The organism is Desulfomicrobium macestii (genome assembly GCF_014873765.1).
In the GTDB taxonomy this organism is placed as follows: Bacteria; Desulfobacterota; Desulfovibrionia; order Desulfovibrionales; family Desulfomicrobiaceae; genus Desulfomicrobium; species Desulfomicrobium macestii.
Genome location: NZ_JADBGG010000027.1, coordinates 50,046 through 61,188 on the forward strand (window position 1 = coordinate 50,046; position 11,143 = coordinate 61,188).

Consider the following 11,143-nt stretch of genomic DNA (forward strand, 5'->3'; position numbering starts at 1 on the left):
AGAACTTCATGCCGTTTTTTTTTAAGCAGGATTCTTGCAAGCTGTTGGCCGACCAGGACGGCCCGGCCTCCCGACGTTTTCGGCACTACAATGACTTTCTGGAGCACAATCATCGCGCGCTGCGCATTCTGGCGGAGCTTGAAATGCTGGACCGTGGTGCCGGATTGGCCACTATGGCCTTCATCCAGCGGCGCGGCGCGGAGCTTCTGGATCATGTCAGGGAATTGGTGGGCTCCCTGAACCAGCTTTCAGGTCATCGCTATGACGGGATTTTGCCCGTTTTTGACACCGTGGCCGATGAGCTTCACGCCTTGATCCAGCGAGAGCGGCCCGTCATCGAAGGGCCGCTCTCGCTGCCTTTTGCGCAACTTGGCGAGAAGGACACGCTCCTGTCCGGCGCCAAGGCCACCAACCTGGCGCAGATCACAAATGTGCTCGGACTGTCGGCGCCGGATGGGTTTGTCGTCACGACCGCGGGCTTTGATCTTTTTCTGCGCGAAAACGGCTTGCTTGATTCCGTGGAGGAGATGCTGGCCGATTTCGATCCGGGCCGGCCCGACAGCGACGAGGCGTGCAGCCAGATCCGCGAGAAAATTCTGGCCGCTCCGTTGCCGAGCGCCCTGGAGACGGCCATGCAGGGTGAATTTCGTGCCCTGTCCCGTCGTCTTGGCCGCAAGCCGCGACTGGCCGTGCGCAGCAGCGCCGTGGGCGAGGACACGGCAGCCTCCTTTGCCGGACAGTATGCAAGCGTGCTCCCGGTTGAAGAAGAGGATTTGCCCAAGGCCTTTCGCACTGTCCTGGCCAGCAAGTACACTCCTCGTGCCATCCTGTACCGGCTTCGGTATGGGCTGTCCGACGCGGCCACGCCCATGGCGGTGGCCGTCGTGGATTTGGTCGACGCCAGGGCCAGCGGCGTCCTTTACACTGTGGATCCTTCCATGCCGCAGGCGGGTCAGGCGCGCATCGACGCGGCCCTTGGCCTGGGGGAGCAGGTGGTCGGAGGGTCCGCCTCGCCGGATGTGTACAGGGTTGACCGCGACACGTTTTCAATCGCCTGGCGCGCAATCCAGCCCAAAGATGAAGATCCGGAAAACGCAACGCCCGCCCTGAAGGATTCAGCCGTCATTGATTTGGTGCGTTCCGGCCTTCGGCTTGAAGCGCATTTCGGCGCGCCGCAGGACATCGAATGGGCAGAAGATGCAAAAGGGAGGATTATTTTTCTCCAGTCGCGTCCCCTGGGTATCTCCAAGACCGCCAAACCCTCGGCAGCCTTGAATACCGAAAGCATGGAGCTGCTCTTGTCGGCCGGACAAACGGCGTCGCCTGGCAGGGTTTCGGGCAAGGCGATCCTTGTTTCGGCTGAACTGAAACCGGAGCAGACCGAGAACGCCATCCTGGTCGCCCGGACGGCAGCCCCGGATCTGGCCCCCTACATGAGCCGGGTCCGAGGGCTGATCACCGACCTTGGCGGGGTGGCCAGTCATCTTGCCTCCGTGGCGCGGGAGTTCAATGTTCCGGCCCTCATGGATACCCGCGAGGCCACGACGAAAATATCTTCCGGCCAGGAGATCACCCTGCTGGCTGAAGAAGGGGAGGTCTATCTGGGCCTTGTACCAGAATTGAGCCGAAAGCTTCCTGCCCGGGACGAAGATGAAGGGCTGGGGCCCATTGGCAGACATCTGCGAAAACTGCTGGAGCGCATTTCCCCACTCAATCTGACCGACCCGAAATCGCCGGACTTCACTCCCGAGGGGTGCCGCACCCTGCACGACCTGATCCGCTTCGCCCACGAAAAGGCCATGGAGGAAATGTTCAACATCTCCCGCCTTGCAGACGACTCGGTGGTGTCGCGTAGCATGAGCGCCAACATCCCTCTGGCCATGCACTTCATCGACTTGGGCGGTGGCTTGGCCGAAGGGCTTGATACCTGCGCCGAAATTCTTCCGGAGCACATCCGCTCCAGGCCCATGGTCGCGTTGTGGCGAGGCTTGGCGCATCCAGGCGTGACCTGGGCCGGAAACGTGGACCTGAGCGGACGGAACTTCATGGCCCTCATGTCCGGGAGCATGGGGCCCGGCGGTGCCATGCCGCCGGAAACGAAATCCTATGCCCTGGTCTCCGCCGATTACCTGAACCTGAGCGTCAAGTTCGGATACCATTATTCCAATCTGGACGCGCTCTGTTCGGATGACCCGGATGCCAACACCCTGACCCTGCAGTTTGCGGGCGGAGCCGGCACCGGCTCCGGCAAGGCCCTGCGCATCGAGTTCCTGTCCAATGTGCTGAAGCGGCTGGGCTACGAGGTGAACATCAGCGGAGACATGCTGCAGGCGGCTTTGCGGGGGCTCGACTGCCCGGCCATGGAAGAGGTGCTGGATCAGACCGGCCGTTTGCTGGGCTGCAGCAGGCTGCTTGATCTGGCCATACCGAACCGGGAAGAGGTGCAGACCCTGGCCGAAATGTTCTTCAGGCAGGAATATGATTTTCTGGATCGTTCCGAAAAGCGGCTTCCCGGTTTTTATGCGTCTTTTGGTCAGTGGTCCCTTGCCGAAATGGATGGCCGGGAGGTCATCATGCAGGATGGAGCGCACATGGGGCAGACGGTTTCGTGCGCACTGCATTTTGCCGCGAGTTCGGTCCTGGGCGGTCGGTACCGGAAATTTCTGGAGAAACGGCATGCCCGGCACTACTATCCGACCGCCGTGAAACGCGACAGTCGGCACGAAGACGGGCGCATCCGGGTCGATGTGCGCATCGAGGCCGGATGCGTGGACCTCGCCGCCGGGCTGGCTTTCGGCTTGGGCAATGTCGGAAATTGCCTGGTATTGGCCGTGGATGCCGCCGCAGGAGAATTGCAACTACTTGAATTCGTGAACAATACCAGAAGTTTTTTGGCGCGGGTCGACATGCAGGTGCCTTTGGGGCGTTGGGTTGGCCTTGAAGTGACGGTGGCTGGAAAGGAGATCACCGCCGTCGGCTTTAGTGGACGCGGTCTAAGCTTCACCGCCTCCAGACCAGTCTGGGGTTACGTCGGCCTCTGGACCAAGGGAGACACCACTGCCTATTTTCGGGATCTGGAAACGGCCGGTGCCACGCAGCAAGAAAAAAAGGCAGGAGAATAGACCTTTTTTTATGAAAATTGCAGGAGCGGCCGATGGACCGCTCCTGTTGGGAATCCTGTTTTTTTGGGCGTTACTTCAGGTTACCGGAACATGTATTTCATTGCGTAGCCAAAAGATGGGTATGCCCACAGCATGGAACGCAATTCATCGACATCGACCTTCTTGCGCATGGCCAGTGCGAAAAGGTTGATTGTCTCTTCTGCCGCGTCGCCCAGAACGTGCGCCCCCAGCAGCTGCCGCGTGTCTTTTTCGACCAGCAGCTTGAATCCCGCGCACGTTTGCCCGATACGCTGGTATTCCGACCATCCTGCCGAATCTCCTTGGATGACATCGAAGCGCATCCCCTGCTTTTGCGCTTCCTCTTCAAGCATGCCCACGGTCGCCAGCGGTGGATAGGTGAACAGGGAGAATGGCGTCACGTCAGGGCTCATCGTGTGCTTTGGGCCTTCGATGATGTTTTTGGCCACGACTTCCGCCTCCACGCTGGCCACCGGGGTCAGGGGCATGGTTTCGGCGATGACGTCTCCGGCAGCGAAGACGCAAGGGTTGGAGAGACTCTGCATGTAGGCGTTGACGGCGACTCCGCCATTGCGCGTGTCGACGTTGCCGGCGGGCAGGTCGAGGCCGGCCAGGGCCGGAATGCGCCCGGCCGCATTGAAGATCGCATCCGCCGTAAAGCTTTGCCGACCGTCCTCTCCAGCCTTCAGCAGCAACGCTCCTCCATTTTCTTCAATGGAGTGGGGCGGACAGTTCCGATGAAATGTTACGCCCAGTTTTTCCAGATGCCCGGTCAATCGTTGCACCAGGTCGGCGTCGAATTTTTTGAGGAAACGCTCGCTGCGATGAACGATTGTCACCTGGGCCCCGGCCGCTGCCGCGATGTGAGCCAGTTCAAAGGCGATGAATCCGCCTCCGATGAAGACGATTCTTTCCGGCAGGGTGGGCATGGCCAGGAAATCGTTGCTGGAAGAAAGATGTCCGTGCCCCGGGATCTGCAACTCCCTGGGAGTCGAGCCGGTTGCAATGCAGACATGGGCGGCTTCAAGCAGTTCATCCCCGCTCACGATGGTATTGGGACCGGCAAATTTGCCGGCCGTGGTGAATGTCTGGATGCCCAGGTTTTGATAGTGCGTCCGGATTTTGTCCGGCAAATCGTCGGTGAACGTGCGCTTGAAGCGCATGAGTTCGACCCAGTCGAGTTTGGCGGAACCGGTCGGGCCTGTCCCGGAGGTGTTGTTGAAACGCTCCATGGTCTCGGCGGCGTCGGCCATGACTTTCTTGGGTTCGCAGCCATGCAGTGGGCAGGTGCCTCCAAAACCGTGACTTTCCAGCAGCGCCACGCTCAGACCGGCCTTGCGGCAGCGTGAGGCGACATGGCCCCCGGCGACTCCGGAGCCCAGAACGATGACGTCGAATTTTCGAGTTTTCAAAAGCAACTCCATGTGTTCAGATTTCAAACCCCGGGACTGCGGAAATGCGGCATCCAAGCGGACTTGGAACGGTAAGCATGGTTGACCGGGTGCCTGGTCGAGATTTCTTTCGCGGCGGAATTTTGCGGCATGCGTCCAAAATCTCGAAAGATGGATTGTCCGGAATGAACGGTACATGTAATTGTGCCGCTTTTCAAATCATGAAGAATAAAACGTCGGATTCGAGAAGATTTGCATGCGCAAGCCCGCACAAGATGCATTGGCATTGGGAAACGAAGCGGGGCGTTCCGTGCCCCTCGGATTATCGTCCGTCAGGGCCGTTTGCCTGCATCACTGGAAGGCTAAAGCGCAGATGGTTTGAATGATCGGGGAATAGTTGTGAGGGCTGAAGCCCGCAGGACGTTTCTTGCCTGCCTTGCGGACATGGCATGCCGGTAAGCGATGTTTCGCGAGGCCGCCGTTTGAAGTGTGAGTCTTAATTCTGGTTCAGTATATCAAGGAAGTATATTCCACCGTGTCGCAGTTCGTTAAAGGTGTGGATGCCTATCTTCTGGAGGATGTTCGAGCGGTGCTTGTCGACGGTTTTGATGCTGATGGCCAGAATTTCCGCGATCTCCCGGCTTTTCCTGCCGTCGAAAATCAGTTTTACCACTTCGATCTCGCGAGCGGTGAGGTTTTGCAGGGAAGACAAGCCCTTTCGTTGCCGTGTGGCGATAATATAGTCCTTGACGATGTTTTTGGTGAGTTTGGGGCTGATGAAGATTTCATCGTTCAGAGCGTATTTTATGGCCATGAAAATTTCTTCGGGGTTCTCGCTTTTGAGAACATATGCGTTGGTGCCATATTCCAGGGTTTCATAAAGGAAGTCGTTGTTCTCGCAGACGGTCAAGACGATTATCTTGACCTGCTTGTCGATCCTGCGCAGTTTTCTCAGCACTTCCATTCCTGTCATGTCCGGCAGCAACAGATCCAGAAGGACGATGTCCGCAGGTTGCTTCCTGAAGGAACGCAACGCCTCCCTGCCTGTCGCCACGTCCGAAGCGCATGTGTACTCGTCATGCATGTCGATCATGGATTTGAGTCCCATGCGTAAAAGGTGATCGTCTTCAACCAGAAGAAAGTTGTTTTTTTCCAAGGTGTGTCACTCCCGGATTTTTCTCGATGATTGCAGGTTACGAAGCCCCTTTTGTGTTTTTTTGACGACATTGCAAAAAGTCGCAAAAGAACTCGAGTGTCATTCCCGCGAACGTGTGCCCAGCATGGGTAGGCGGGCCATGCCGGGCAATAGCGCGAAATCCATTCTTTTCAGATAGTTAAAAAGGCATGGATCCCTTCTTCAAGGGGATGACGACTTTTTGCAGTGACCTTTTTTTTATCGAATGTTGAAGATTGTGGACTTATAAAATTGTTCATGAATATTATTTTTTTAACATACTATGCGAAATGCTTCGCTATTTGTTTCTTTGTTCTTTATGTTTTATAGAGGATAATCGTGAATTATTTTAAAGTGACAGTTTACGGAGTAACTATGACATGCATCTTGAAACACTACGCAATGTCAATGTGTTACGTAAGAACTCGCTGAGAGTTTACTTGAAGGCGGAGAGCTTCAGCAACGGAAAGTGCTGTGTATTTTGGATAAATTTGACTAAAACGTGGTAAGTATAAAATTAAGATTCCACGTCCGTATTTTTCTCAAAGGGAAGGTTGTGGCGGTTCGGCTATTTGTTGATGTCCTCTTCGTACATTTCGGTGAGGACATACATTTTTCGCTGGCGCAGGTCGGCCAGGTTGCTGAGGCCCAGTTTTTCCAGGATGTTGGACCGGTGTTTGTGAACGGTTTTGACGCTGATAAAGAGCGTGTCGGCTATCTCCTTGCTCTTTTTCCCGTCGATGATGAGTTTGACGATTTCCCTTTCCCGCGCCGTGAGTTCGTTCAAGGGCGGCAGGGCCTTTCGCTGGCGATTGACGAAGAGATAGGCTTCCACGATGAGCTTGGCCAGTTTCGGACTGATGAACATCTCATTCAGCAGTGCGTAATGAATGCCCAGGAACAATTCTTCCGGCCCCGCTCCCTTGAGAACATAACAGTTCGCGCCCCATTCCAACGCTTCAAAAAGCAGTTCGTTCTCTTCATGGGCGGTAAGCACCACCACTGGAACTTTGGGAGCGACCCGTTTTATATGCCGCAACACCTCGATGCCGGAAATGTCGGGCAGCAGAAGATCGAGAAGCACTATATCGGGATGGTTTGCGTCAAAAAGGCGCAGGGCCTGTTTCCCGCTCGCCGTGTCGGCTTCAATGGAATATTCTTTTTTGGCCTGAATTATGGACTTCAGGCCCAAACGCAGCAGATCGTCGTCTTCAACCAGCAGAATTCTTTTTTTCATGGCATACTTCTCCCAAATTGATGCATGCCACGCAATTCGCTGGAGTTCAACCCTTACCTTTCACGAAGCGCGCCTCTGGCAGTCTTGATGATGGGTTTCAAGATGTATTCAAGCACCGTTTTCTTGCCGGTCAGCACATCCACTTCGGCCACCATGCCCGGGATGATGGGCAGTTCCTTGCCGTCTTTGCTTGTCAAAGAAGCACTGTCGGTGCGGACCTTGATGAGATAGTAGCTGGTTTTTTGCTGTTCGTCGGTGATGGCGTCGGCGCTGATGTGTTCCACTTTTCCCTTCATGCTTCCATAGATGGAATAGTCGTAGGCCGTGATCTTGACGTCCGCATCTTGGCCTGGATGCAGAAAGGCGATGTCTTGCGGGGGCACCCTTGCCTCGACCAGGAGGGTGTCTTCCCGGGGCACGATCTCAAGCATCTCCTGGCCCGGCCCGACAGCCTCCCCAATGGTCGTCACGAAGACCCGCTTTACGGTGCCGTCCACGGGAGAGCGTACACTGGTGCGGTTCATCTGGTCTTCAAGGGCCGGGAGCTTTTCCTTGCGGCCCTCCATTTCGGTGCGAATCGCACTGAGTTCCTTGAGTATTTCAGTGCGATGCTTGCTTTTTTCCTCCTCGATGCGGTGCGTGGCGGCTTCCAGGGCGGCGGCCACCTTGGGGATGGCGATACGGGTGTCGGCGATCTGTCCGGCAAGTCCCATGAGCTGGCGCTTTGAGCGCAAGAGATCCATCTCCGACGCGGCTCCCTTGGCAACCATGGTCCGGGTCATCTCCACTTCCTTGCTCAGCAGCGCATGGTTGCTTTGCAGATAACCCAGCCTGCTCCTGAGTTCCTTGAGCTCCTGCATGCGCTGCTGCCTGTCGAATTCAAGAACGGACAGGGCGGCCTGACGGTTCGCGGTGCGAGAGCGCAGAAGCTCGGTCTGGTTTTCGAGCAGGTGCGGTTTCTGGTTCCGCGCCTCGGCCGGGAAGGCTATGGCATCCTTGCCTGCCAGTTCAGCTTCCAGACGGGCGATGGCCAGGATCTGATCCAGATAGTTTGACCGCTGTTCACGGAACCGGGAGGCCATCTGTGTTCGATCGAGGAGGATGAGCGGCTGGTCCCTTGTCACCTCCTGGCCTTCGCGCACCAGGATCTCCTTGACGATGCCGCCCTCGAAATTCTGGATGCGCTTGATTTCCGTGGAGGGAATGATCTTGCCCATGCCCCGCACCACTTCATCAAGGGGGGCATGGGCCGCCCAGGCAAGTGCTGCCGTGAAGAACATGACGATGACGATGAGCATGAGGTTGGGCGTGATCCGGCTCCGGCTGGTCAGGTCGTCGAGTTCCAGCGCGAAGCTGCGGGTCTGTTGGTCCCGGTGGGCGTGCTCCCGGCTTTTAGCGGCGGACCCCGCGGATGGACATGTGTGTTGTCGTGCGCACTGCGGGGGAGTTGCTTCGATTCTTGCCGTGTTTAAGGACGGTGCGCCAAGATTGTGCGGAGCGTTCATTGCCTGACCCCCGTTTGCCGCTGCACGGTTTGATTGACGGGGACTCCTCCGGACTGCAACTGCCGCATGATCGCCTCCTTTGGCCCATCCGCCACCACCCGGCCATCGTCGATGACCACCAGACGATCCACCAGTTCCAGAAGGGACGGGCGATGGGTGATCAGCACCAGGGTCTTTGCGTCCAGAAAGAATTTGAGGCGTTGCAGCAGGAGCGCCTCGGACTGGGAGTCCATGGAGCTGGAGGGCTCGTCCATGACCAGGATGCGCGGATCGCGCAGCAGCGCCCGGGCGATGGATATTGCCTGGCGCTGGCCGCCGGAAAGCGTGCTGCCGCGTTCACCCACGTGCAGGGCGTAGCCTTGGGGATGGGTGCTCATGAAGTCGTGGGTGCCGGAGATGCGGGCGGCATGCAGGATTTCCTGGTCCGAAGCCTGGGGATGCGCCATGGAGATATTCTGTCGCACCGTGCCCTGGAACAGGGCCACGTCCTGGGGCATGTAGCCGGTCCAGCGGCGCAGGTCCGTAGGGTCGACCTGGCGCAGGTCCGCCCCGTCCACGAGCACCGCGCCCTGGTCGGGGGTGTAGAGGCTCATGATCAGCTTGCCCAGGGTTGACTTGCCAGAGCCTGTCCTGCCCACGATGCCCACCCGTTCTCCGGCCGCGATGCGCAGGTTCAAGCCCTTGAGGGCAGGCAGCTTGGAGCCGGGGTAGGAAAACGTGACGTCGCGGAATTCAATGCTTCCATCAAGTCGGGGTCTGTGCAGAAAGGAGTCAGTGTCCGTGCGTTCCACCGGCAGGTCCATGATCCGGTTCAGCTCCCTGTAGGCGCTCATGGTATGGTGCAGGCGTGTGATGAGCTGGGCGATCTGGGCGAAGGGGCCCATGACCCGGCCGCTCAGTATGGAACAGGCCACCAGACCGCCCATGGTGAGCTTTCCGTCCTTGATCAGGTACACGCCGACGATGATGATGATCAAATACGCGAACTGCTGCACGAAGCCCGTCAGGTTCATGGCCAGATGGGACAGGGAACGGGAGCGGATTGCGTGGCGGGCGCTGGTTGCCGTGTCGTGCATCCATCGCCCGCGCATGGTCGCCTCGCAGCCGAGGCCCTTGATCGTTTCGATGTTGCTCAAGGTCTCGACCAGGACCGCATGCTTGCTGTTGCCCATGGCCATGGCGGTCTCGACGGAGTTTTTTATGGGGACATGGATGATCAGGCCGATAAGCAGCGTGATGGGCAGCACGGCCATGAAAATCAAGGCGATGGGGCCGCCGATGTACCAGAACATGATGATGAAGAGGATGATGAACGGCAGGTCGACGAAGCTCACCAGCGTGGCCGATGTGAAGAAGTCCCGCAGGACTTCCAGTTCGCGCAGGAGGTTGGCGAAGGAGCCCACCGAGGCGGGCTTGTCCTTGAGGTGCATGTCGAGGAGCTGGTCAAAGAGCCTGCCCTCCAGTTCGACGTCGATCTTCTTGCCGGTCCTGTCGATGAAGAAGGCGCGCAGTCCTTTGATGGTAAAATCGAAAACGAAGACGACGCCCATGCCCATGGCCAGTACCCAGAGGGTTTCCAGGGCGCTGTTTGGCACCACCCTGTCGTAAACGTTCATGACGAAGAGCGGCATGGCCAGTGCGAGCATATTCAGAATCGTCGCCGCGATGATGACCTGCGAATAGGCGCGCCAGTTCCGGAGCAGGGCGCTTTGCAGCCAATGGCCTTTGGGTTTTGGCGCGGCGCTCTGGGGCGAGGCCTCTTTTCTTGCGGGCATGAGATAGAGGACATGTCCTGTGTGGAGCTTTTCGAGCTCTTGCCTGGCCATGATCTTGGCCCCGTCTTCAAGGGCCGGATGGGAGTCCGTGAAGTTCTCGCCATCCACCTCCTGCAGTACGCAGGCTTCGTCGTCCCTCAGAAAGAGCACGGCCGGCAGGGCGAAGCGGGCGATCTTCTTCAGCGGGCTCCTGACGATGCGGGCGGACAGCCCGGCATTGCGGGCAGCCGCCTCGATCATGCCGGGAGTCAAGCGCCCCTGGGCATCGAGGGGCAGGCCGGACAGGAGGGACGCAGGCGACAGGACGCGGCCGTGATGCTTGGCCACAAAGAGAAGGCACCCGGTGAGCGCGTCGGCGATTCCCGGACTTTCTTTGAGGCCGACTGTGCCGGACTGAATGGTCTCTTCGCTTGCTGTTTGCGGTTCCTGCGACATGCAACACTCCTTGGCTTGCGTGTTTTGATGGCCGGTCCTGAAAGGGAGATGTGGTCATCTCGGTATGACTAGGTATTACGTGATATAATTTATTTGAATTATCCCTAATTGTTAGTATTTTTTACTCGAAGCCATACGTAGTTTTGTATGTGTTTTTGGTAAAATATTCGCAAAGATACGTATGATCATATTCCAGTCCCGTAGTTTATGACGTTAGCTCTTGAAGGAGTATTTTTGTCGGTGCTTCGTATCGCGAAGAAGTCATTTACCTGAAATAATCGCACATCTGTCTTACAGTCGGTGGCTTTGTGCGTTGCCAACAACGATTTAATGTATTACTTGTCATACATACTTGTCGCACAGCGTATTGTTTGTATGGAATTTTGGGTAGTTATTACTCCGAGCCCTAAACAGTTAACATTTTAGGCTGCGTATCGAACATGTTGTCCGTGGAAATACTTCTGAACAATCGAGGGCCTTCTCTGG

6 protein-coding genes are annotated in these 11,143 nt (G+C 57.1%); 1 reads left to right on the forward strand and 5 read right to left on the reverse strand.

Annotated elements, in window-relative coordinates; genetic code table 11:
- The first annotated feature begins 8 nt into the window (after positions 1-8).
- Positions 9-3,122, forward strand: a complete 3,114-nt coding sequence (locus H4684_RS15645) for a PEP/pyruvate-binding domain-containing protein (protein WP_192624470.1) — start codon at positions 9-11, stop codon at positions 3,120-3,122.
- An 80-nt stretch (positions 3,123-3,202) separates the two neighbouring features.
- Here H4684_RS15645 and H4684_RS15650 read toward each other — a convergent pair whose 3' ends face one another.
- From H4684_RS15650 to H4684_RS15670, 5 genes are all read right to left on the reverse strand, one after another.
- The gene (locus tag H4684_RS15650) at positions 3,203-4,552 is read right to left on the reverse strand and encodes a dihydrolipoyl dehydrogenase family protein (RefSeq protein ID WP_192624471.1); all 1,350 of its coding nucleotides are present in this window, start codon (positions 4,550-4,552) and stop codon (positions 3,203-3,205) included.
- 475 nt (positions 4,553-5,027) lie between these two features.
- Positions 5,028-5,687 (reverse strand): response regulator, encoded by a 660-nt coding sequence (locus H4684_RS15655; RefSeq protein WP_192624472.1) that lies wholly within the window; start codon positions 5,685-5,687, stop codon positions 5,028-5,030.
- A 586-nt stretch (positions 5,688-6,273) separates the two neighbouring features.
- Positions 6,274-6,942 (reverse strand): response regulator, encoded by a 669-nt coding sequence (locus H4684_RS15660; RefSeq protein WP_092194324.1) that lies wholly within the window; start codon positions 6,940-6,942, stop codon positions 6,274-6,276.
- Positions 6,943-6,995: 53 nt separating this feature from the next.
- On the reverse strand, positions 6,996-8,447 hold the full coding sequence (locus tag H4684_RS15665) for an HlyD family type I secretion periplasmic adaptor subunit (RefSeq protein ID WP_225940484.1): 1,452 nt from the start codon (positions 8,445-8,447) through the stop codon (positions 6,996-6,998).
- On the reverse strand, positions 8,444-10,657 hold the full coding sequence (locus tag H4684_RS15670; RefSeq protein WP_192624473.1) for a type I secretion system permease/ATPase: 2,214 nt from the start codon (positions 10,655-10,657) through the stop codon (positions 8,444-8,446). The genes H4684_RS15665 and H4684_RS15670 overlap by 4 nt, the downstream gene beginning before the upstream one ends.
- Positions 10,658-11,143 lie beyond the last annotated feature (486 nt).